General features: G+C 72.8%; 16 protein-coding genes. 11 read left to right on the top strand and 5 right to left on the bottom strand.

Going from position 1 to position 22,542, the window contains the following annotated elements; all coding sequences use genetic code 11:
* The first annotated feature begins 67 nt into the window (after positions 1–67).
* Positions 68–3,823, top strand: a complete 3,756-nt coding sequence (locus QPJ90_RS12385; protein WP_290131507.1) for a multifunctional oxoglutarate decarboxylase/oxoglutarate dehydrogenase thiamine pyrophosphate-binding subunit/dihydrolipoyllysine-residue succinyltransferase subunit — start codon at positions 68–70, stop codon at positions 3,821–3,823.
* Positions 3,824–3,889: 66 nt separating this feature from the next.
* Here QPJ90_RS12385 and QPJ90_RS12380 read toward each other — a convergent pair whose 3' ends face one another.
* The 3 genes from QPJ90_RS12380 to QPJ90_RS12370 all read right to left on the bottom strand — a co-directional run bounded on the left by QPJ90_RS12380 (position 3,890) and on the right by QPJ90_RS12370 (position 5,446).
* A complete protein-coding gene (locus QPJ90_RS12380; protein WP_290131506.1) occupies positions 3,890–4,330 on the bottom strand; it encodes a GNAT family N-acetyltransferase in 441 nt (146 codons plus the stop codon).
* 82 nt (positions 4,331–4,412) lie between these two features.
* On the bottom strand, positions 4,413–4,655 hold the full coding sequence (locus QPJ90_RS12375) for a zf-HC2 domain-containing protein (protein ID WP_058727081.1): 243 nt from the start codon (positions 4,653–4,655) through the stop codon (positions 4,413–4,415).
* Complete coding sequence (locus tag QPJ90_RS12370; RefSeq protein ID WP_290131505.1) at positions 4,652–5,446, bottom strand: sigma-70 family RNA polymerase sigma factor; 795 nt, start codon at positions 5,444–5,446, stop codon at positions 4,652–4,654. The genes QPJ90_RS12375 and QPJ90_RS12370 overlap by 4 nt, the downstream gene beginning before the upstream one ends.
* A 114-nt stretch (positions 5,447–5,560) precedes the next feature.
* Here QPJ90_RS12370 and aroA point away from each other — a divergent pair, with 114 nt between their 5' ends.
* The 8 genes from aroA (at position 5,561) to QPJ90_RS12330 (ending at position 17,530) form a co-directional block, all read left to right on the top strand.
* Positions 5,561–6,958: a 3-phosphoshikimate 1-carboxyvinyltransferase gene (gene aroA, locus QPJ90_RS12365; protein ID WP_290131504.1), complete on the top strand. Its 1,398-nt coding sequence runs from the start codon at positions 5,561–5,563 to the stop codon at positions 6,956–6,958.
* Positions 6,955–8,013 (top strand): ribosome small subunit-dependent GTPase A, encoded by a 1,059-nt coding sequence (gene rsgA / locus QPJ90_RS12360; RefSeq protein WP_290131503.1) that lies wholly within the window; start codon positions 6,955–6,957, stop codon positions 8,011–8,013. Before aroA ends, rsgA begins: the two co-directional genes overlap by 4 nt.
* Before the next feature lie 227 nt (positions 8,014–8,240).
* Complete coding sequence (locus QPJ90_RS12355) at positions 8,241–9,356, top strand: hypothetical protein (RefSeq protein ID WP_290131502.1); 1,116 nt, start codon at positions 8,241–8,243, stop codon at positions 9,354–9,356.
* 32 nt (positions 9,357–9,388) lie between these two features.
* Positions 9,389–10,171 (top strand): inositol monophosphatase family protein, encoded by a 783-nt coding sequence (locus tag QPJ90_RS12350; RefSeq protein WP_290131501.1) that lies wholly within the window; start codon positions 9,389–9,391, stop codon positions 10,169–10,171.
* 608 nt (positions 10,172–10,779) lie between these two features.
* The gene (locus tag QPJ90_RS12345; protein WP_290131500.1) at positions 10,780–13,479 is read left to right on the top strand and encodes a LuxR family transcriptional regulator; all 2,700 of its coding nucleotides are present in this window, start codon (positions 10,780–10,782) and stop codon (positions 13,477–13,479) included.
* A gap of 442 nt (positions 13,480–13,921) precedes the next feature.
* Entirely contained in the window at positions 13,922–15,736 is a 1,815-nt protein-coding gene (glmS, locus tag QPJ90_RS12340; protein WP_290131499.1) for a glutamine--fructose-6-phosphate transaminase (isomerizing), read from the top strand.
* A 162-nt stretch (positions 15,737–15,898) separates the two neighbouring features.
* Positions 15,899–16,612, top strand: coding sequence for a M50 family metallopeptidase (locus tag QPJ90_RS12335; protein WP_290131498.1), 714 nt, complete (start codon positions 15,899–15,901; stop codon positions 16,610–16,612).
* A 294-nt stretch (positions 16,613–16,906) separates the two neighbouring features.
* A complete protein-coding gene (locus QPJ90_RS12330; protein ID WP_290131497.1) occupies positions 16,907–17,530 on the top strand; it encodes an NUDIX domain-containing protein in 624 nt (207 codons plus the stop codon).
* Between the two features lie 19 nt (positions 17,531–17,549).
* Here QPJ90_RS12330 and QPJ90_RS12325 read toward each other — a convergent pair whose 3' ends face one another.
* Positions 17,550–18,764, bottom strand: a complete 1,215-nt coding sequence (locus tag QPJ90_RS12325) for an amidohydrolase family protein (protein ID WP_290131496.1) — start codon at positions 18,762–18,764, stop codon at positions 17,550–17,552.
* A 143-nt stretch (positions 18,765–18,907) separates the two neighbouring features.
* Between QPJ90_RS12325 and QPJ90_RS12320 the strand changes: the two genes are divergently transcribed.
* Both QPJ90_RS12320 and QPJ90_RS12315 read left to right on the top strand, forming a co-directional pair.
* Positions 18,908–20,335, top strand: coding sequence for a PLP-dependent transferase (locus tag QPJ90_RS12320; RefSeq protein ID WP_290131495.1), 1,428 nt, complete (start codon positions 18,908–18,910; stop codon positions 20,333–20,335).
* A 2-nt stretch (positions 20,336–20,337) separates the two neighbouring features.
* Positions 20,338–21,663, top strand: a complete 1,326-nt coding sequence (locus QPJ90_RS12315; RefSeq protein WP_290131494.1) for an LLM class flavin-dependent oxidoreductase — start codon at positions 20,338–20,340, stop codon at positions 21,661–21,663.
* A gap of 13 nt (positions 21,664–21,676) precedes the next feature.
* Here QPJ90_RS12315 and QPJ90_RS12310 read toward each other — a convergent pair whose 3' ends face one another.
* Positions 21,677–22,462 (bottom strand): SDR family oxidoreductase, encoded by a 786-nt coding sequence (locus tag QPJ90_RS12310; RefSeq protein WP_290131493.1) that lies wholly within the window; start codon positions 22,460–22,462, stop codon positions 21,677–21,679.
* Between the last annotated feature and the right edge of the window lie 80 nt (positions 22,463–22,542).

Raw genomic sequence — 22,542 nt, 5'->3', positions numbered from 1 at the left:
GTACGGCAGCAGGGTTGCTGCGTACGACACACACGAGCATCTATCGACGGAGAGTGGGCGATCGGCTGTGTCGAGCCATCTGACCGGAACTGACGAGACCGCGGGCGAATTCGGGGCCAACGAGTGGCTCGTCGACGAGCTCTACGAGCAGTTCGTCGCGGACAAGACCTCGGTCGACGAGTCCTGGTGGCCGGTCCTCGAGAAGTTCCACCGCTCCCAGACCGGGCAGGCATCGCCCGCGCCGTCCGCACCTGCTCCCTCGGGGACCACGCCCGCCGCGCAGTCGAGCACGCAGCAGCCGGCGACCGGTGACGCCCCGGCCGAGGCGAAGTCCGGCCCGATCCAGGCGAAGACCACCTCGCGCCAGCCGACGCCGCAGCCGATCCCCGCCGAGGCGAACGACGCCACGGACGAGCACGAGGAGACCCACGAGGACGTGGCCACCCCGCTCCGGGGCATGGCGAAGACCCTGGCGTCGAACATGGACGCCTCCCTGACGGTCCCGACCGCGACGAGCGTCCGGACGATCCCGGCGAAGCTCATGATCGACAACCGGATCGTCATCAACAACCACCTCCGACGGGCCCGCGGCGGGAAGATCTCGTTCACGCACCTCATCGGGTGGGCGATGGTGCAGGCCCTCAAGGAGTTCCCGAGCCAGAACGTCTTCTACGAGGAGCGCGACGGCAAGCCGTTCGTGGTCGAGCCCGCCCACGTCGGACTCGGCATCGCGATCGACGTCCCGAAGAAGGACGGCACCCGTTCCCTCCTCGTGCCGAGCATCAAACGTGCCGAGAGCCTGACGTTCGGGCAGTTCCTCTCCGCCTACGAGGACCTCGTCAAGCGCGCCCGCGACAACAAGCTCACGCCGGCGGACTTCCAGGGCACGACGATCTCGCTGACGAACCCGGGCGGCATCGGCACCGTGCACTCGGTCCCGCGCCTCACCAAGGGTCAGGGCTGCATCATCGGCGCCGGCGCCCTCGAGTACCCGGCGCAGTTCCAGGGCTCGGCGGAGAAGACCCTCGTCGAGCTCGGCATCGGCAAGACGATCACGCTCACGAGCACCTACGACCACCGCGTCATCCAGGGCGCCGGCTCAGGCGAGTACCTCAAGAAGGTGCACGAGCGCCTCATCGGGGGCCACGGCTTCTACGAGGGGATCTTCGCCGCGCTGCGCATCCCCTACAAGCCGATCCAGTGGGCGAACGACATCAACGTCGACCTCGCGCACCGCGTCAACAAGACCGCGCGCGTGCAGGAGCTCATCAACAGCTTCCGCGTCCGCGGGCACCTGATGGCGGACATCGACCCGCTCGAGTACCGCCAGCGCACCCACCCGGACCTCGAGATCGAGAGCCACGGGCTGACCTTCTGGGACCTCGACCGCGAGTTCGTCACGGGCGGGCTGGCCGGCACGACGAACGCTCCGCTCCGCGACGTCCTCGGCATCCTGCGCGATGCGTACTGCCGCACGACCGGTGTCGAGTACATGCACATCCAGGACCCGGAGCAGCGCCGCTGGGTGCAGTCGCACATCGAGGTCCCCTACGCGAAGCCGTCGAAGGACGAACAGCTCCGCGTCCTCGGCAAGCTCAACGAGGCCGAGGCGTTCGAGACGTTCCTGCAGACGAAGTACGTCGGGCAGAAGCGCTTCTCGCTCGAGGGCGGCGAGTCGACGATCGCGTTCCTCGACACCCTCATCCAGCAGGCCGCCGGCGCCGGACTCGAGGAGGTCGCGATCGGCATGGCCCACCGCGGCCGCCTCAACGTCCTCACGAACATCGCCGGCAAGACGTACGGCCAGATCTTCCGCGAGTTCGAGGGCTCCTCGTTGCCGGGCTCCGTGTCCGGTCAGGGCTCCGGTGACGTGAAGTACCACGTCGGCACCGAGGGCGTGTTCCGTGCGAGCGACGGCACGGCGATCCCGGTGACGATCGCGGCGAACCCGTCGCACCTCGAAGCGGTCGACGGCGTGCTCGAGGGCATCGTCCGCGCGAAGCAGGAGAAGCAGGGCCCCGGGTCGACGAACGTGCTGCCGGTGCTCGTCCACGGCGACGCGGCGATGGCCGGTCAGGGCGTCGTGGTCGAGACCCTGCAGATGTCGCAGCTCCGCGGCTACCGCACGGGCGGCACGGTCCACCTCGTCATCAACAACCAGGTCGGGTTCACGACCCCGCCGGAGTCCGCCCGCAGCTCGGTGTACTCCACGGACGTCGCCAAGACGATCCAGGCGCCGATCTTCCACGTGAACGGCGACGACCCCGAGGCCGTGTCCCGCGTCGCGGAGCTCGCCTTCGCCTACCGCGAGGAGTTCCACCGCGACGTCGTCATCGATCTCATCTGCTACCGCCGACGCGGACACAACGAGGGCGACGACCCCTCGATGACGCAGCCGCTCATGTACAACCTCATCGAGGCGAAGCGCTCCGTCCGCACGCTCTACACCGAGGCGCTCGTCGGCCGCGGCGACATCACGCAGGAGGAGTACGACGAGGCGCACCGCGACTTCCAGGACCGCCTGGAGCGCGCGTTCGCCGAGACGCACGAGGCGCAGACCGGCACGATCCCGGTCATCACGGGCGACGACGACGGCGCCGTGAACGGCCTCGAGCGCCCGACCTCGCAGCGGGACGACTCCGAGAACGACGTGCACGAGACCGCCGTCCCCGAGGACCTCGTCCGAGCGGTCGGCGACGCGCACAGCAACCCGCCCGCGGGGTTCTCCATCCACCCGAAGCTCCAGCAGCTGCTCGCGAAGCGCACCGACATGACGCGCAACGGCGGCATCGACTGGGCGATGGCCGAGCTCATCGCGATCGGCTCGGTCCTCGTCGAGGGCAAGCCCGTCCGCCTCGCCGGCCAGGACGCCCGACGCGGCACGTTCGTCCAGCGCCAGGCCGTCTTCCACGACCGGGTGAACGGACAGGAGTGGCTCCCGCTCGCGAACCTCACCGAGGACCAGGCCCGCTTCACCATCTACGACTCGCTGCTGAGCGAGTACGCGGCGATGGCGTTCGAGTACGGCTACTCGGTCGAGCGTCCCGAGGCCCTCGTGCTCTGGGAGGCGCAGTTCGGTGACTTCGCCAACGGTGCCCAGACGGTCATCGACGAGTTCATCTCGTCCGCCGAGCAGAAGTGGGGACAGCGCTCGGGCCTCGTGCTCCTGCTCCCCCACGGCTACGAGGGCCAGGGACCGGACCACTCGTCCGCACGCATCGAGCGCTACCTGCAGCTCTTCGCCGAGGACAACATGGTGATCGCCCGGCCGTCGACCCCGGCGTCGTGGTTCCACCTGCTGCGTCGCCAGGCCTGGGAACGGCCGCAGAAGCCGCTCATCGTGTTCACCCCGAAGGCGATGCTGCGCCTTCGCCAGGCGACGAGCCCCGTCGAGGCGTTCACGAACGGCACCTTCGAGGAGGTCGTCGACGACGACCGCCAGCTCGACGCCGGTGCCGTGCGTCGCGTGGTGCTGCACTCCGGCAAGGTCCACCACGACCTCCGCGCCGAGGCCGAGAAGACCGGCCGGGGCGACGTCGCCCTCGTCCGGCTGGAGCAGCTCGCGCCGCTGCCCCTCGAGCGCATCCTCGAGGTCCTCGGCCGCTACCCGGACGCCGAGGTCGTCTGGGCGCAGGAGGAACCCGAGAACCAGGGTGCCTGGCCGTTCGTGTGCATGAACCTCTCGCCGCACCTGCAGGGTCGGCCGCTCTCGGTCGCGTCGCGGCCGGCGAGTGCCGCACCCGCGACGGGGTCGTCGAAGCGCTCCGCCCAGGAGGCCACCGAGGTCATCCGCACCGCGCTGGGTTCGTCGGACCAGCGCTGAGCGGGAACAGGGCGAGGGCGGTCGCGCAGTGCGCGGCCGCCCTCGCCCCGTCCCGTCGGTCCGACCTCACACGATGCGGGTGTACCGGACTCCGGCCTCGTGGTACCCGCGCTTCTGGTAGAAGCGGTGCGCGCTGTCCGTCGCGGCCGCACTGACCGCGCTGAGGCGACGCGCACCCTGCTCGGCGGCCCACGTCTCGAACGTGCCGAGGAGCGCCGAACCGGTGCCGTGCCTCCTGGCCGAGTCGTCGACGACGAGCAGCAGCAGCTGCGCCGTCGGCTCGTCCGAGGCGTACGCCCACGTGACCTGCGCTCCCGCGACGGCCACCGCTCGCCCGTCCTCACCGCGCACCAACCAGGTGCGGTGCCCGGCCGCCGGCGTGAGCCGCTCGAGCCGGGAGCGCATGTCGGCCGGGTCGACCTCGTGGCCGAGGAGGCGGACGAGGGCGCTGACGTCGGCGACGTCGGCGTCGGACCAGGTGGTGACGGACTCGACAGCAAGGGTCATGTCGCGACCCTACCGAGCACGGACGGCGTGTGACGACACGCTGACCGGGCTCGCAGGCCGGCCGCCGCGCCGCCGACCAGCGTCAGTGCGTCGCCTGCTCCACGCGGATGCGGGCGAGGACCTCGGCGCGCAGCTGCTCGGGAGCGGTCTCCTTGCAGGCACGTCGGACGGTCTCGATGAGGACGACGCCGACGCGGTGCTCGCTCGTGCAGTCCTCGCAGTCCTCCATGTGCTCGCGGATGTCCGCCGCGTCCTCGCGGCAGAGCTCGCCGTGCAGGAACTCCTCGAGCTCCGCCTTGGCCTTCGAGCAGTCGCAGCCGCTCATCGTGCTTCCTTCCCTTCGACGCGACCCGAGGTCGCAACTGGCTTCCGGCCGCGTCCGCGCATCGTCGCCGTCGACGCTGCGTCCGGGACGATGCCGGTCTCACGGGCGTGGTCCGCCAGCAGCCCCCGGAGGAGGCGGCGGCCACGGTGGAGACGGCTCATGACCGTCCCCACGGGGGTCTTCATGATGTCGGCGATCTCCTGGTAGGAGAAGCCCTCGACGTCCGCGAAGTACACGGCCATGCGGAAGTCCTCGGGGATCGCCTGCAGGGCGTCCTTCACCGCCGACGAGGGCAGGTGGTCGATGGCGTCCGCCTCGGCCGAGCGCGCCGAGATCGACTGCGTGACGCTCTCCGCGCCGCCGAGCTGCCAGTCCTCGAGCTCGTCGATGGTGCCCTGGTACGGGTTCCGCTGGTTCTTGCGGTACGTGTTGATGAACGTGTTCGTGAGGATCCGGTACAGCCAGGCCTTGAGGTTCGTGCCCTGCCGGAACTGCCGGAAGGCTGCGAACGCCTTGACGAAGGTCTCCTGCACGAGGTCGGACGCGTCGGCGGGGTTGCGGGTCATCCGCATCGCCGCGCCGTACAGCTGGTCCATGAACGGCAGCGCCTGCGTCTCGAAGAGGGCGCGGAGCTCCGACTCGGACACGGTCGTCTCGTCGGCGAGGACCTCGTCCTCGTCCTGGACCGCGTCGAGCTGCGCCTCGGTCTCCTCGACCAGGTCGTGCGGAGCCGCAACGTCGTCCGGTCCCGCGACGTCGTGCGGTGCTGCCTGCGGTTCGTCGGTGGTCATCACGGCCGAGTCTAGGCCGAGCGTGGTGACCGCGACGGGCAGGTGCGTCCGCTCGCGCGTCAGGGTTGCTGTCGCCAATGGTCCTCCCGGTGGATTCAGTACCCTGGTGAACCGATGGCTGCCACGACGCATTCCCACCAGGCCCCCGCCCCTTGGACCGCCCCCCGCGCGCGCGGTCCGCTGCGCGGCGACGTCGCGCTGCCCGGGTCGAAGTCGCTGACCAACCGGGAGCTCGTGCTCGCCGCCCTCGCGGACGGTCCGTCCACCATCCGGCTGCCGTTGCACTCGCGCGACTCGGCCCTGATGGTCGCCGGGCTCCGGCAACTGGGGGTGGGCATCGAAGAGGTCGCCCCCGGGTCCGACGGCGCACCCGGTGTCCCGAACCCGTACGGCCCGGACCTCCGGATCACCCCGGCGTCGATGCACGGCGACGTCCGCATCGACTGCGGCCTCGCCGGCACCGTGATGCGCTTCCTGCCACCGCTCGCCGCGCTGGCCATCGGACCGGTCACGATCGACGGCGACCCGTACGCGCGGAAGCGGCCGATGGGCGCGATCATCCGTGCGCTCGTCGACCTCGGCGTCGACGTCACCGACGACGGCGACGGCGCGATGCCGTTCTCCTTCACCGGCACGGGCACGGTCCGCGGCGGCTCGCTGACGATCGACGCATCCGCGTCGTCGCAGTTCGTCTCCGGCCTCCTGCTGTCGGCGCCGCGCTTCACCGAGGGTCTCCACCTCGTGCACGCGGGCGAGCGGCTGCCGAGCCTGCCGCACATCGACATGACGGTCGAGGTCCTCCGGGCCCGTGGCGTGCGCGTCGACCAGCCCGCCGTCGGCGAGTGGGTCGTGCACCCCGGCCGGATCGCCGCGCGCGACGTCACCATCGAGCCCGACCTGTCGAACGCCGCGCCGTTCGCGGTCGCCGCCCTCGTCGCGGGCGGCACGGTCCGCATCCGCACCTGGCCGACCGAGACGACCCAGGTCGGTGCCGACCTCGAGACGCTCCTGCCGCTGTGGGGCGCCACCGTGACGCGGGACGGCGACGACCTCGTGTTCGACGGCGGCGTCGGGGTGGCGGGTGGGGCCTCCCTGCCGGGTGTCGAGCTGGACCTCACGCGCGGCGGCGAGCTGGCCCCGGCGCTCGTCGCGCTCGCGGCCCTCGCGGACACGCCGAGCGAGATCACCGGCATCGGCCACCTCCGTGGACACGAAACGGACCGCCTCGCCGCGCTGGCGGCGGACCTGAACCGGACGGGAGGCGCGGTGCACCAACTCGACGACGGCCTCCGGATCGAGCCCGCTCCCCTCCACGGCGCCGACTGGGCCGCGTACGACGACCACCGGATGGCGACGGCCGGCGCGGTCGTGGGCCTCGTCGTCGACGGCGTCGCCGTCGACGACATCGGCTCGACCGCGAAGACCCTGCCCCAGTTCCCCGAGCTGTGGGCGTCGCTCGTGGCGTCCGGCAGCGACACCCGGTCGGCGTCCTCGGGCGGGGTGACCCCGTGAGCTGGTGGGACGACGTCGACGGCGACGACACGGACGACGACGAGCCGTACGGACAGTACGAGTCGAAGGTCCGCATCCGGCCCAACCCGAAGGGCAACCGGCCGCGCACGAAGGTCCGACCGACGTACGAGGACGCTCCGATCGGCTGGGTGACGAACGTCGACCGCGGGCGGTACGGCGTCCTGGTCGGCTCCGGCGGTGCGGACGAGCGGGTGATCACGGCCACGAAGGCCCGGGAGCTCGGCAAGAAGTCGGTCGTCACGGGCGACCACGTCTCCCTCGTCGGCGACCTGTCCGGCGAACCGGGCTCGCTCGCGCGCATCGTGAAGGTCGCCGACCGCACCACGCTCCTCCGCCGCAGCGCCGACGACACCGACGAGGTCGAGCGCGTCATCGTCGCCAACGCCGACCAGATGCTCGTCGTGGTGGCGGCGGCCGACCCCGAGCCGCGGACCCGACTCATCGACCGCTACCTCGTGGCGGCGTTCGACGCGGGACTCGACCCGATCCTCTGCATCACGAAGACGGACCTCGCCGACCCGGCGCCGTTCCTCGAGCACTTCGCGTGCCTCTCCTTGCGGATCGTCACGAGCCGCTCGGACGACGTGCCGTTCGACGCCCTGCACGAGGTCCTCGACGACCGGGTCACCGTCACCGTGGGGCACTCGGGCGTCGGGAAGTCGACGCTCGTGAACGCCATCACCGGCGCGACCCGGGCGACCGGGCACGTCAACGCCGTGACGGGCCGGGGGCGGCACACGTCGTCCTCGTCGATCGCGCTGCGGGTGCGGGACGGCGGCTGGATCATCGACACCCCCGGCGTCCGGTCGTTCGGCCTCGGACACGTCGACCCCGCGAACGTCTTCCGGGCGTTCGCCTCCCACGCGGTGCCCGTGCGGGAGCCCGTCGACGGCATCCCCCTGTCGCAGGCGCACGACTGGGAGATCGTGGACCGGGTCGCGGACGGCGAGCTCGGGCCGACCGGGGTCGAGCGGCTCGACTCGTTCCGTGCACTGCTGACCGGGATGGGCGCGGAGGACCCCGGGCAGGAGTAGCCCACCACGACCGGGCTGGCGCGCTGGCACGCTCCCTCCCTCCCGGCGCGGTCACGACCCCCCGCTCGGGTCCGCCGCGCGGTCACCAACGGTCGCTCCGTCGACGCCACATCGACCGGTCGTGACCGCTCGGCACCAGGGTCGCGGGGCGTCGTGACCGTTCGGCACCGGGCCCGCGGGGTGCCCTGGACTCCCGACGCGCCGCGCCGGGTGTATCGTTGCCGCCTGTGTCTGAAGTTGCAAAGTACAACTACGTCTCGTCGAGTGCGACCCACGCCGCCCCGAGGGTCCACCACCCCCGACCGGACAGCGTGTGGCGCCCGAAGGGCCTCGGCGCGGTGCTGCGCCACTTCGGGTCGCACATCCTCGTCCCGCTGTTCCTCGCCGCCGGCATGGGTCTGGCGTACCTCGGCGCCTTCCACGCCCCGACGCCGCACGACCTCCCGGTCGGGATCATCGGCGAGGGCGCCGCGACGCAGGTGTTCGCCCAGACCGTGACGGACCGCTCGGACGGCGCCCTCGTCGCGCACGTCGTCGCGGACACCGGCCGTGCCGAACAGCAGGTCCGCGACCGCGAGCTCGCCGCCGTGTACGCCCCGACGAGCACCGGCGCGACCCTCTACGTCTCGAGCGCCGCGTCCGAGACGACCGCCACCGCCGCGCAGAAGGTGTTCCTGCCGATCGCCTACGGGCAGCACCTGCCGTTCCGTGTCGTCGACGTCGTGCCCGCGGGCGCGCAGGACTCCACCGGGCAGGGCCTGTTCTTCCTGCTGGTCGGCCTGAGCGTCGGCGGGTACGCGTCGGCGATCGCCGTCGCGGCCGTCGCGACGAAGCTCCGGGGAGTCTGGACGGCCGTGGTCGGACTCGCCACCGCGGGCGTCGTCGCCGGGATCGGGGTCGTCGTCGCCGGTCCGGTGTACGGCGTCGTCGCGACCCACCGGTGGGAGGTCTTCCTCGTCGCGTGGCTCTACGACGCGGTGATCGTGGCGCTCGGCGTCGGCCTGCACCCGGTGCTCGGCCGGTGGACCACCCCGATCCTCACGATGCTCTTCGTCATGCTCAACTTCACGAGCTCGGGCGGCATCTTCCAGCCGGCGTTCCAGCCGGGCTTCTTCGCCGCGCTCAACACGTTCTGGAGCGGAGCCGCGTGGCTCCAGGTCGCGCAGGCCCTGCAGTACTTCCCCGACGCGTCCGTCGGTCGGCCGATGCTCGTACTGACGCTCTGGCTGGTCGTGGCCGTGCTGCTGTGCGTCGTCGTGCACGGCCTGGTCGCCCGCCGCACCCGCATCGCCCGCGAGCGCGTCGTGACCGCGCAGGAGGAGGACGAGGTCGTCGCCGCCTGAACGGCCTCCCGGGCGGACGCTACGCTCGTCGCGTGGACCTCAGCGCCGACCTCGACTTCGCCCGCTCGCTCGCCGACACCGCCGACGCGATCAGCCTCGAGCGCTTCCGCGCTGCCGACCTGCACGTGTCGAAGAAGGCCGACAGCACGCACGTCACGGACGCCGACCAGGCGGTCGAGCGTGCCCTGCGGGAGCGACTCGCCGCCGAACGGCCGGACGACGCCTTCCTCGGCGAGGAGACCACGGCGGACACCGGCGCCGACGCGGTCAGCGAGGGGCACCGGCAGTGGGTGGTCGACCCGATCGACGGCACCGCGAACTACCTCCGGGGCGTGCCGGTGTGGGCGACGCTCATCTCCCTCGCCGTGGACGGTCGACCGGTCCTCGGCGTCGTGAGCGCGCCGGCGCTCGGCAAGCGCTGGTGGGCCGCCGAGGGGCTCGGCGCGCACTCGTTCGACGGACCGCTCCGCGTCTCCGGCATCGACGAGCTCGGCGACGCGAGCCTCAGCTACAACAGCATCCAGCAGTGGGACGAGGACGACCGGCTGGACTCGTTGGTCGCTCTGTCCCGGACGGTCTGGCGCACCCGGGCCTACGGCGACATGTGGTCGTACATGATGGTCGCCGAGGGTGTCCTCGACGTCGCCGGCGAACCGGACCTCAAGCCGTGGGACATCGCCGCGCTGGTCCCCATCGTCGAGGAGGCCGGCGGCCGGTTCACCTCCCTCGACGGCGATCCCGGGCCCTGGCACGGCAGCGCGCTCGCCACGAACGGCCTCGTGCACGACGCCGTGGTCGAGCTCCTCCGACGCTGACACGCCGCCGGACGATCCGGAGAACGCACACGCCCCTCCGGTCGGAGCGGTCGGACACCCCCCTCGTTCGGGTACGTCACTCGATACCCGCGCGTACCCCACCGGCGCCCGACCTGTCGAACCGGTTCGACGCCGGTGCCGGAACAGCCCGCGAACCCCGCCGATCCGGCCACGCCGGGTGCGGACGACGCTGTACCCCATTGCCGTACCACACGCCCCGGTGGCCGCTCCCCACCACGGGGGTACCGCCCCCCGGACTGGGGACACGCGGGGGGTGAAATGTCCGCGAACGACCGGTCCACCTCGGCCGGACCTGGGTTACTGTCAACGGGACGCCAGGTCAGGTGACGTCTCGGATTCCCTAGATCCGGCACGGAGCGCGACCCGGTGCCAGTTCGTCGAAGACCCTAACCCGAGGGGTGATACAGACGATGACATCATCGTTCCCGAGCGGAACCGAGTGCACCCTCACTCGTCGTCCGCATTCCAACCACGAAGCTCTCCCACGACCGGTCCGTCGCGCGGTTTCCCTCCGCGTCCTCGACCGCTCCGCCTCTGCGCGCCCGTCCTTCGCTGCATCCGTCCCCGTACCCGGGAGCCGGTGAGTCATGGCACTCACCGGTCGCCGTCTCGAGGTCGACCGGATTGCGACCCTCGCCATGCTCCCTCGGGAGTCGGCGATGGTCGTGGTCGGCGACCCTGGTTCCGGGCGCAGCAGCGTCCTCGACGCGGTCGCACACCGCGTCTCCCTCCCCGTCGTCCGCGTCGGTGTGAACGGCAGTGAGTCCCACTGGCCCCTGGCCGGCGTGACTGCGCTCTTCACCGCCCTGGACGACCCCCGCGCCACCGCGCACATCGCCCACCTCCTGCAGGCGGGCAGCACCGGTGGCCAGGCCCCCGCCCGCGCCGGGCTCGCCGCTGCGCACGACTTCCTCGAAGCCGTGCACACGCTGACCCTGCCGCCGACGGTCGTCCTCATCGACGACCTCGACCGGATGGACTCGGAGAGCCAGGAGCTCATCGCGTTCCTCGCCGGTCGACTGGCCGGCACCGCGCTCCGCGTGGTCGCGTCCGTCCGCACCGTCCCCGCCGACGGCCCCCTCGCTGCGCTCCCCGCGCTGCGCCTGGAGCCGCTCAGCGAGGACGACTCGCTCACCCTCGCACGGACCACCGCCGCCGAGGACGCGAACGACGGCGTCCTGGCGGTCCTCGCCCAGGAGACCGGCGGCAACCCCGGCGTCCTGCGCGAGCAGCTCGCGGGCCTCAGCCGCGGCCAGCTCAACGGCACCGAGCCGCTCGTGCTGCCGCTCCGCCCCTCGAAGACGACGGAAGCGATCGCCTCCGCCGTGCTCGACGCCGCTGCGGGACGCGATCTGGACGTCCTCGCTCGGCTCGCCCTCGTGCCGACCGCGACCACCACCGGGTGGGACCGCGACGCCATCGACGACCTCGCCGACGCGGGGCTCGTCACGGTGCGCGGCCAGCAGGTGTCGGTCACGAACCCGCTCGTGCGCTCGTCGCTGTACTGGGGCACCGCCTCCCGGGACCGCCGTGCGGCACACACCGCCCTCGCGGCGATCACCGCGGACACCGACCAGCGCGCCCAGGCCTGGCACCGGAGCTTCGTCGACGACGTCCCCGACGCCGTCGCCCTGCTCCGGGCAGCCCGGTCGTACGTGGTGGACGGCAACACCACCGCGGCGACCGCGCTCACCGAACGAGCCCTGCTCGTCGGCGGCGGCACCGAGGACGAGCACGAGGCGCTGCTCGGCGTGGCCGAGGTCATGCTGGCGAACCGGCTCCTCAGCGGCGCGGCGCGGTACCTCGCGGCGATCCGTCCGTTCCGCGCCACCGTCACCGAGGTCCGACGACTGCGCCTGCAGTACTCCGTCGAGTTCCTCAGCGGTGACGCCGTGCACGCCGACGAGCTGCTCGTCCCGGCGGACACGACGGACCCCGCCGAGACGGACGCCGTCGCGGGGCTGCTCGCCACGGTGGCCTGCTTCCGCGCCGAGGTGTGGGAGCTGGACCAGGCGCGGGACCTCCTGCACCGAGCCGAGCCGTACCTCGACACGGCCTCGCCGCACACGCTCGAGATCGCGTCGACGGCCCGTGACGTGATCGCGGCCGTCGACGGAACGCTGCCGGCCGACGCGGAGCTGCACGACGGGCTCTCGGCGACCGTGCTGCTCGGCATGTCCGACCCGGCGCTGCTCCTCCTCGCCCACGCCCTGAGCCTCGGCGAGCGCTACCGCAGCGCACGTCGGGTGTTCGCCCTGGTGCTCGCCCGTGGGCCGCAGACGCCCCTGGTGTGGACCGAGGCGGCGCGGTACCTGTCCGCCGACAACGAGGTGCGCTCCGGGAACTTCCGGCAGGCGCTCCGCGCGATCGACGTGTGGGAGGCCGGCTCGGCGGCGGCGGAGCGGCTGCGTGAGCCGTCGCGGGTGATCGCCATCGCGTGGCGGCACTTCGCCGAGGGTCGTTCCGCAGAGGCGCTCGACGTCCTCGACGCCTGCCTGGCGCAGCGGTCGACGAACCGGCTCTGGGGCGCCACGGCGAAGCTGCACGCCCTGCGTGGCCAGGTGCTGCTGCTCGACGGCCGGCTCGAGGAGGCGGCGGTGGCCCTCGAGGCCGCCGACGCCATCGGCCGCCCGCTGCGGAACCCGGTCCTGCTCCGGCACCTCGCCGACCTGGTGGAGGCGTACGTGCGCCTCGGTCGGGTCGACGACGCCCGGGCGATCACGGCCCGCCTCGCGGCGGACCACCACGCCCGACCGTCGCGGTGGGGTGCGCTCGTCCTCGCGAGGAGCCTGGCGCTCGTCGCGGACGACACGACGCGGGAGACCGCACGTCGCCGCGCGCTCGAACTGTTCCAGCCGCACGACTCGCAGTACGAGCGGGCTCGGACGTTCGCAGCACTGGCCGCGGTCGGGACACCGACCGAGCGTCCGCGCCTCGGTGCGGCGGCTGCGGCCGCCTACGAGGCGGCGGGCCTGCGCCGACCGCTCGTCACGCCGGCTCCGTCGGTCGCGATGCCGTCCTTCGGCGCGTCGCTGGTCCGGTCGGGTCCGACGGCCTCGGGGCCCGTCCCCGGGACGCCGCGGAGCGCCCCGGACGCGTCGGCGGCCTTCACGTCGCTCACCGCCGAGGAACGCGCCGTCGTGCAGAAGGTGACCGAGGGGTACCGCAACCGCGAGATCGCCTCGTCGCTGTTCATGTCGCAGCGGACGGTGGAGCTGCGGCTCACGCAGATCTACCGCAAGGTGGGTGCGCGGTCGCGCTCGCACCTGGTCGCGCTCCTCACCTGATCGAGGTGACCGCGCGGTCGTGACGCGACCACAGGACGGACGGGAGGCCCGGTACCAGCTGGTACCGGGCCTCCCGTCCGTCGTCTGCGTGCGCCGCGCCGGGGGCGAGTGACCCCCGGATGCGGGGTTCCGCACGGCCGCACGCGCGGTGCGGTCGCCGCGCGGGGAACCGCAAGAGCGGCCGGACGTGGTTGCCCTGGCCACCACGCGCGGGTGACGCTTCTCCTGCACCGACCGCCGTGCTCCTCCGGGAGCCCGACCGCGGTACCCCGTTCGGTACCCGAACCGTCGGCTCACCAGACCGCCGTCGTCCGTCCTCGCCTGATCCGGGGACGGGCGGCGGCCCTCGAGCCGGCGGACCGAGCGCGCGGCAGACCCGACGGCGGTCGGTGCCGATCCCCCAGCACCACCCCCAGCAGTGCCCGACCCGAAGGGACGCCCGATGTGCGGCATCATCGCGGCCCGCGTCAGTGACGACGCGAGCCCCTACCTGCTCGACGGTCTCGAACGCCTCGAGTACCGCGGCTACGACTCGGCCGGCATCGCGGTCCGGACAGCTTCCGGTGGTACCGAGACGATCCGGTCGGTGTCCCGCGTCGGCGACCTCCGGACGCTCGTCGCCGCGCGCTCGGGCGACGCGCTCACCGGGGTCGGCATCGGACACACCCGCTGGGCCACCCACGGTGCCGTCCGCGAGGCGAACGCGCACCCGCACGCCGACTGCGGCGGCCGGGTGAGCGTCGTGCACAACGGCATCGTCGAGAACGCCGACGAACTGCGCGCGACCCTGGAGCGTCAGGGCCACGTGTTCCGGTCCGACGTCGACTCCGAGGTCATCGCGCACCTCGTCGAACGAGCCCTCGCGGTGGACCCGGACCTCATGCTCGCGGTGCAGATCGCGACCGCACAGCTCGAGGGGTCGTGGGCCGTCGTCGTGCTCGACGCCCGCGACGGTCGGATGGTCGTCGCCGCGGACCGCTCCCCGCTCGTGGTCGCACGGTCGGCCCGTGGCGACTTCGTGGCGAGCGACGTCGGCGCCATCGCGGAGTGGTGCGAGACGTTCGTGGCGCTGCGGGACGGCGACGTCGTCGAGCTCGGCGAGGCGTGGACGTGGTCGTCCGGTGGCGTCACGGTGCCGGTGCCGTTCCCGACGCCGTCCCCGTTCGCCGCGACGGCGCTCGACCTCGGCGACCACCCGGACCACATGGCGAAGGAGATCGAGGAGCAGCCCGCCGTCGTGTCGTCGATCCTCGAGCGGGTCGCGCGGCGTGCCGTCGACGGCAGCATGTGGGTGGGTCTCGGGCTGCCCGGGTTCCACCGGCTCGCGATCGTGGCGTGCGGGACGTCCCTCAACGCCGGGCACGTGATCGCCACGGCGCTGCGCGGCATCGGCGGGGTCCCGACGGACATCGTCGTGGCGAGCGAGGCCGACCAGGCGGTGCTCGGCGCCGGGACGCTCGTGGTGGCGATCAGCCAGTCCGGGGAGACCGCCGACGTCCTCCGGGCGCTCGACCGGTTCGACGACCGGCACCCGGTGCTCGCGCTCACGAACAACCTGCACTCGTCGCTCGCCCGTCGGGCGGACGCGGTGCTCGACTGCCACGCCGGCCCGGAGATCGGTGTGGCGGCGACGAAGACGTTCACGGCGCAGGTCGTGGTCGGTGTGGCGGCGATGATCTCGGCGATGGTCGCGTCCGGGCGGATCGGCACCGCCCGTGCGGCCGCGCTCGTCGGCGAGCTGTCCGAGCTGCCCGGGCGGGTGGAGCACGCCGCGGCGATCGCCGCCGACCGCATCCCCCTCCTCGTCGCGAGCGTCCGGGAGGCGTCCGGCTTCCTGTTCCTCGGACGTGGTCAAGGCCTCGCGTACGCGGCGGAGGGTGCCCTGAAGCTCAAGGAGCTCAGCTACCGGTGGGCCGAGGCGTACCCGGCGGGCGAGCTGAAGCACGGCCCGCTGGCGCTCGTCGACGAGGGCACCCCGGTCGTCGTCGTCGACCACGGCGAGCACCGGCTGCAGGCGAACATCGCCGAGGTCCGTGCCCGCGGCGGCTTCGTGATCACGATCGGCGGTGAGGGCTCGGACATCCCGGCGCTCGCGGGTCGGGCGTCGAGCGGGCTGACCTGGGGCGCGAGCACCGCGCCGTGGGGTCCGCTCGAGGCCGTCGTGCCGCTGCAGATGCTCGCGCGCGAACTCGCCCTCCAGCTCGGGTGCGACGTGGACAAGCCCCGGAACCTCGCGAAGTCGGTGACGGTCGAATAGCCAGGCACCGGCCCGTGAACCGTCTGACGGTGTTCCTCGCTGTCCTCGCCGGGCTGACGATCATCGCCACCGTGGTGGTCGTCGCCTGGGTGCTCTCGCCCTGATCACCGTCGCTCGGCTGATCCTCGGCCTCCTCGGCGGCGGGGCTGTCATGCTGGTCGCTTGACCACCGCAGCCCCGCCCCTCGTCTTCGTCGCCCTGCTCGTCGGCGCCGTCCTGCCGTTCGTGCCCGTCGTGGGGCGGGTGGCACGCATCGCGGCGACCATCGTGCACGAGGTCGGACACGTCGTCGTGGTGGTGCCGTTCGGCGGGCAGATCCGGCGCATCGACCTGCACCCGGACGGCTCCGGTGAGGCCTGGGTGCAGCTCGGACGGGTGCCGGGCGCGATCCGCTGGCTCGTGCGGGTGCTCAACCTGTACGCGGGCTACAGCGCGCCGCTCTGGGCGGGTGTGCTGCTCGTCACGGGGGTGCTGCACGGGTCGCGGTGGCTGCCGGTCGCCGTGCTCGGGGTCGTGGGGATCGTCGCGCTGCTGTTCGTGCGGAACTGGTTCGGGCTGCTCGTGGTGGTCGGCTTCGACGCGCTCGCGCTGTGGGTGGCCGTCCGTCCGTCGGACCTCACCGTGCTCGTCGTGGCCGCGGTCGGCGCCCTCTTCGTGGTCGACGGACTGCGGTCGGTGGCGCAGGTCGCTCGGTGGTTGCTCACCGGTGCCCGGGTGCAGACGGACTTCCACATCGCCGCGGCGGAGATGCGGGTGCCGGCGTCGCTCTGGTTCGTCCTGTTCGTGGTCGTGAACGGCGTGGCCGTGTGGCTCGCCCGTGTCCCCCTCGCCGAGTCCTGGGCCACGGTCGCCGCGGGCGTCCGCGCCCTGTTCTGACGCGGGGGGCGCAGCGCCGGCGCCGGGCGGGCCGGCGGGGCGGGTCGGCGCCGCTGTCGAACGACACCACCGCTGTCGACCGACGTCGACGATGTCGTTCCCGCGCGCGTGCAACAGTTGCACGCGCGGGCGAGCGACACCACCGCAGTCGTACGACGACGACGGTGTCGTCCCGCCCGCAGCGCAGCGACACTGCCCGGACCACGCCCGACGAGGCACACGACGCCGCGCCCGACGAGACACGGCCCACTCCGCCCGACGGCACCCGCCCGCGCGACCTGGGACGATGGGCCGATGCGCCTCGCCGACGTCACCACCGCCCTCGCCCGCACCGACGACGACGTGCCCGGGGTCGTCGCGGCACGGCGGTTCGTGGCGGAGCACGGTGACGCGGCACTCCGGCGCGAGGGCGGTCCGGAGCACCTCACGGCGTCGTGCTTCGTGTTCTCCCCCGACCTCGGCCAGACCCTGCTCTGCCTGCACCGGAAGGGCGGCTTCTGGGTGCAGGTCGGCGGGCACGCCGAACCGGACGACGGGGACCTCGCGGACACCGCCCGACGCGAGGCCCGCGAAGAGTCCGGCATCACCGACCTCGAGCTGCTCGACGGCCGCGTCGTCGACGTCGACCGGCACGACCTCCACAGCGGCTTCGGGGCGTGCACGGCGCACTGGGACGTCGGGTTCGTGGCACTCGTCGACCCGTCGAGCGGGACCGCGGTCAGCGACGAGAGCGACGACGTCCGGTGGTTCCCCGTCGATGACCTGCCGGACGCCATGCCGTCGACGTTCCCCCACCGACTCCTCGCCGCACGCGAAGCCGCACGCGAAGCCGCACGCGAAGCCGCGCGCCCTGCCGCGCGCAACGCCGCCAGTGAAGCCACACGCGACGCGACGCGCAACGCCGACAGCGCCGGCTGATCACCCCGCCCGACGCGCCTCACTCCCAGGGGTGCTGCTCCAGCGCCACGGGGTCGAACACCTGTCCGCCGGCCACGACGAGCGACCGCGGGACCCGCCGCACCAGCGCGTCCATCGGGTTCTCCGCATCGACGAGCACCACGTCCGCCCGCGCCCCGGTCACGAGGTCGTGCACCTCGTCCGTGACGAACGCCCCGCCGTCCCGCGACGCGAGTTCCACGACCCGCAGCAGGCCCTGGTCGTGGACGACGCCCCCGGCGCGGGCGTACTGCCACGCGATCCCGAGCAGGTCCCCGTCACCGTAGGGGCTCCACAGATCGCGGATCCCGTCGGTGCCGAGGCCGAACCGGACCCCGGCGGCGTCGAACTCGTGCAACGGCAGCTGGCGCATCCGCACCGGTGCCACGGTGGTCATCGTCACGCCGAGTCCTGCCATCCGGGCGAGCAGGTCCCGCCGCCGCACGGGTTCCACGTCGACGATCGCGAACCCGTGTGCGATGTTCACCTTCCCGGGCGCGATCCCGTCGCGTTCGACCCGGTCGAGCACGAGGTCGAACGCGAACGCTCCGAGCTCGGCCGGCTCGTGGAGGTGCAGGTCGATGCCGCAGCCGGTGTCGGCGGCGATGGCGAACAGGCCGTCGAGCTGGCCGACCGGGTCGCGGTCGATGAGCGACGGGTCGAGCCCACCGATGTGCTCCGCACCGGCGAGCGCCGCCTGACGGAGGAGGTCGAGGACACCGGGCCGACGGAGCACCCCGTCCTGCGGGAACGCCACGATCGCGACCTCGACGGCGTCGTCGAGCGCCTCCGCGGCCGCACGGACGGCGTGGATGCCGCGGAGCCCGACCCCGAGGTCGACATCGACGTGTGTGCGGACCCGCGTGGTGCCGGTCCGGAGCCCTTCGCGCAGCACTCGCGTGGCGACGTCGACGCCCGGGATGCCGAGGGCGTCCCGCCGGGCCCGCTCGTGGGCGATGCGGCCCTGGGTGCCGGCCTCTCCGCCGTAGGACTCCCACGGCCGACCCCACCAGCTCTTGTCGACGTGCGCGTGGGCGTTGACGAGCCCCGGGAGCGCGAGGTGGCCGTACCCGTCCACGACAGCCGCTCCCTCGGGCGCCGACGAGCCGGTCGGGACCACCGCGGCGATGCGGTCGCCGGCCACGAGGACGTCGGACGGGTCACCACCCCAGGGTCGGACGTTGCGGAGGACCAGGTCGACGTCGTCGTGGAGCATGCCCCCAGCGTGGCAGAGGTCCCGCGGCACCGCCCCGACGGCTCGGACCGATTGGACCTCCGGTCGTAACCAACCGCAGCAATCGCCTGTCCTCCGAGCGCGGCGTGCGAGGGTACCGACACCCGACGACCGGTGGAGGAACGATGAGCAACGAGGAGCACGGCCACCCGACCGAGCACGGCTTCGCGACCGAGCAGGTGCACGGCGGCTTCGTGCCCGATGCCGCGCACGGCGCACGGGTGCCCGCGATCCACATGTCCTCCGGGTTCCTCTTCGACGACTTCGACCAGGCCCGCGACCGCTTCGCCGGCACCGACGACGGCTACACGTACACCCGCCTCGGCAACCCCACGAACGCGGACGTCGAGCGCCGCATCGCCCTGCTCGAGCGCAGCACCGAGGCGATCCTGGTCGGCAGTGGCCAGGCGGCAGCGACGGTCGCGTTCCTCGGGCTGCTGCAGGCCGGCGACCACGTCGTCAGCGCGCGGAGCATCTACGAGGGCACCCGCGGCCTGCTCCTGCAGAACCTCGGCCGACTCGGCATCGAGGTGGACTTCGTCGCCGACGCCCGCGACCTCGACGCCTGGGCCGCCGCGGTCCGGCCGAACACGAAGGCGTTCTTCGCCGAGACGATCCCGAACCCGAAGAACGACGTCCTCGACATCACGGGCGTGGCCGACGTCGCGCACCGGGCGGGTGTGCCGCTCGTCGTCGACAACACCCTCGCCACCCCGTACCTCGTGCGGCCGGTGGAGCACGGCGCGGACATCGTCGTGCACTCCGCGTCGAAGTTCCTCTCGGGACACGGCGCCGGGCTCGGCGGCGTCGTGGTCGACGGCGGCACGTTCGACTGGTCGGCAGCACCCGAGCGGTGGACGCACCTGACGAGTCCGGAGCGGTCGCTCGGCGGGCAGAGCTACGTCGAGCGCTTCGGCAACCGGGCGTTCGTCGTGTACGCACGGGACGTCATCGCCTCCCGCATCGGACCGACCCCGTCGCCGTTCAACGCGTTCCTGCTCCGCCAGGGCATCGAGACGCTGAGCCTCCGTGTCGAGCGCCACAGCGCGAACGCGCTGGCCGTCGCGGAGTACCTGGACCAGCAGCCGGAGGTGAGGAGCGTCGACCACGCAGGCCTGGCCTCCAGTCCGTTCCACGACCTCGCCCAGCGCTACCTGCCGCGCGGTGCCGGCTCCGTCTTCGCGTTCACGCTCGCCGGCGGCGAAGCCGCCGCACGCACCTTCATCGACGCCGTGCAGCTGTTCAGCCGGATGACCCACCTCGGCGACGTGCGGTCGCTCATCCTGCACCCCGCCACGACCACCCACGCCGGCCGCACGCCCGAGGAACGCGCCGAGCAGGGCATCTGGGACGGCCTGATCCGACTGTCGGTCGGCATCGAGGACGTCGCGGACCTGGTGCGCGACCTCGACCGCGGCTTCGCAGCGATCCGCGAGGGTCGCGCCGACGCGCGCCCGGTGACCGGCCTGGAGGCACGGGTCGACCCCGCCTCGGAGGCCGCCTCGCTCGCGCACACCGTCCCGCAGGGGCACGTCATCGCCGAGGAGGTCTGAGCATGGCGGACCTGCAGCACTTCGGGTACTTCTTCTCGCGCGGGTTCGGTCCGCAGGCATGGGGTCGGGACGACTGGCACTGGGGCCACGACTGGACGAAGCCGGACCTCTACCAGCAGTCCGTCCGTGCCCTCGAGCAGGCCGGCATGGACCTCGTGATCGCCGAGGACGCGATCTCGCTCGGGAACCCGTCGACGCTCGACCTCCGCATCCGACAGGCGTACGGCGGACCGAAGCACGACCCGCTGATGCTCGCGCCGTACCTGTTCGCCGCGACCTCGCACATCGGCATTGCGCCGACGATCAACGCCGGGTTCACGCCGCCGTACCTCGCCGCACGGCAGGCCGCCACGCTCGCGCACCTCTCCGGCGACCGGTTCGGCCTCAACGTGGTGACCGACACCGGCAGCGCCCGGCACGCCGGCCTCGCGCCGCTGCCGCACGACGCCGCGTACGACCGCGCCGAGGAGTGGCTGCAGCTCGTCCGTCGGCTCTGGCACTCGTGGGGGTCGCACGGCTCCGACGGGGGTGCCGGCTACGTCGGGGACCCGTCCGACTGGCACTTCGCGAACGGCGACGCGCTCGACGCGTTCCACCACGAGGGCGCGTACTTCACCGCCGACGGGCCGCTCAACGCGCTCCCCCTCGACAGCGACCCGGTGATCGTCTCCCCCGGCGGCTCCGGCCGTGGGCTCGGGTTCGCCGGAACGCACTCCGACGTGCAGCTCGCCCTCGCGCCCCTGTCCGCGGCGGCGGTCCGCGACTACCGCTCCCGCGTGCTCACGGCTGCCTCGGACGCCGGCCGCTCCGCCGACGACATCCGCGTGCTCTTCGTGCTGAAGCCCGTCGTGGTGTCCTCGCCCGAGGAGGCCGACCGGATCGTCGCCGCCTCCGCGCACCCGACCGACGAGGCCCTGCGCGCCGCCGCGGTCGCGTGGTCGAGCGACTCCGAGACCGACCTGCTCTCGCTCGACCTCGACGGGCCGATCCCCGCCGGGACCTTCGGCGACCACGTCTCGGCCGGCACGATCCGCGGCCTCGTCGGGGACACCCCGGACGCGCCGCTCCGGGAGCTGCTGACCCGCAAGGCCCGACTCGGCCGGATCAGCACCCGGGACGGCTTCGTCGGCACGGCGGACGAGTTCGGCGACTTCGTGGAGGAGCTCGGCGCGGACGCCGAGAACGACGGCTTCATCTTCTCTGGCGACCTGCACCCGGCGCAGGTGTACCGGATGCTCGGCGACCTCGTCCCGGTGCTCCGGCAGCGCGGGCTGCTCCGTCGGGAGTACGGCGACGGCGGGATCCGCGGCAACCTGTTCGACTTCTGACCGGTGCGGCGGCTCAGGCCCCTGCGCCGCCGTCGACCGGGACGATCGCTCCGGTGACGGCGGATGCTCGGTCACTCAGCAACCAGCACGCCGCCTGCGCCACCTCCTCCGGCTCCGCCATCCGACCCAGCGGGATCGACGCGTCGATCTGCGCCCGGATCCCGGGGGTGGCAGCTTCCCACTCGTCGATCATCCGTGTCGCCGTCCCGCCCGGGGTGAGGCCGTTCACCCGGATGCCCTGCGGCGCCCAGGTGACCGCGGCCGTCTCGGTGATGCTGTTGAGCGCCCGCTTCATCGCACCGTAGGCCGGGAGCGCCGGGTTGGCGCGTCGGCTGCCGATGCTCGAGGTGTTCACGACGGCGCCGCCGCCCGTCCGCCGCATGAGGGCCGCTTCGGCGACCATCGCCCGCCAGTGCCCGCGGAAGTTCACCGCGAACTGCAGGTCGATGTCTTCGTCGGACGTCTCGTCGAGCGGACCGGGTGCCTGGATCGCCGCGCCGTTGTTGAACGCCCCGTCGAGCCGACCGTGCAGCCGGTCGACCGCGGCCACGGCGTCGACGATGCTCGTGGCGTCGGCGAGGTCGAGGCGCACGGCGTCGGCCGTGCCTCCGTCGCGCCGGATGTCGGCCACGACGGCGTCGAGCGCCGCGGTCTGGCGCGCGGCAAGCACGACCCGAGCGCCCTCGTGGGCGAAGAGCCGCGCGGCCGCTTCGCCGATGCCGCGGCTCGCGCCGGTCACGAGGACGACGCGGTCCTGCAGGAGTCCGGCAGTGGTGTGGATGGTGGTGTCGTTCGTCATGTCTCGACCCTCGCCGCTCCCGGACGTTCGGTTCCAGGTACGAGCGGTACCAGGATCCGGACGGGGCACGGCGACACAAT

Origin of the sequence: Curtobacterium sp. 458, assembly GCF_030406605.1 — a bacterium.
Classification (GTDB): Bacteria; Actinomycetota; Actinomycetes; order Actinomycetales; family Microbacteriaceae; genus Curtobacterium.
This window is presented reverse-complemented; position numbering and strand designations above follow the sequence as displayed.

Bases quoted from the DNA above. Each gene is read 5' to 3' on its own strand.
- QPJ90_RS12380 (WP_290131506.1), bottom strand. From the start codon at position 4,330: ATGACCCTTGCTGTCGAGTCCGTCACCACCTGGTCCGACGCCGACGTC.
- QPJ90_RS12375 (WP_058727081.1), bottom strand. From the start codon at position 4,655: ATGAGCGGCTGCGACTGCTCGAAGGCCAAGGCGGAGCTCGAGGAGTTC.
- QPJ90_RS12370 (WP_290131505.1), bottom strand. From the start codon at position 5,446: ATGACCACCGACGAACCGCAGGCAGCACCGCACGACGTCGCGGGACCG.
- aroA (WP_290131504.1), top strand. From the start codon at position 5,561: ATGGCTGCCACGACGCATTCCCACCAGGCCCCCGCCCCTTGGACCGCC.
- QPJ90_RS12345 (WP_290131500.1), top strand. From the start codon at position 10,780: ATGGCACTCACCGGTCGCCGTCTCGAGGTCGACCGGATTGCGACCCTC.
- glmS (WP_290131499.1), top strand. From the start codon at position 13,922: ATGTGCGGCATCATCGCGGCCCGCGTCAGTGACGACGCGAGCCCCTAC.
- QPJ90_RS12330 (WP_290131497.1), top strand. From the start codon at position 16,907: ATGCGCCTCGCCGACGTCACCACCGCCCTCGCCCGCACCGACGACGAC.
- QPJ90_RS12325 (WP_290131496.1), bottom strand. From the start codon at position 18,764: ATGCTCCACGACGACGTCGACCTGGTCCTCCGCAACGTCCGACCCTGG.
- QPJ90_RS12320 (WP_290131495.1), top strand. From the start codon at position 18,908: ATGAGCAACGAGGAGCACGGCCACCCGACCGAGCACGGCTTCGCGACC.
- QPJ90_RS12315 (WP_290131494.1), top strand. From the start codon at position 20,338: ATGGCGGACCTGCAGCACTTCGGGTACTTCTTCTCGCGCGGGTTCGGT.
- QPJ90_RS12310 (WP_290131493.1), bottom strand. From the start codon at position 22,462: ATGACGAACGACACCACCATCCACACCACTGCCGGACTCCTGCAGGAC.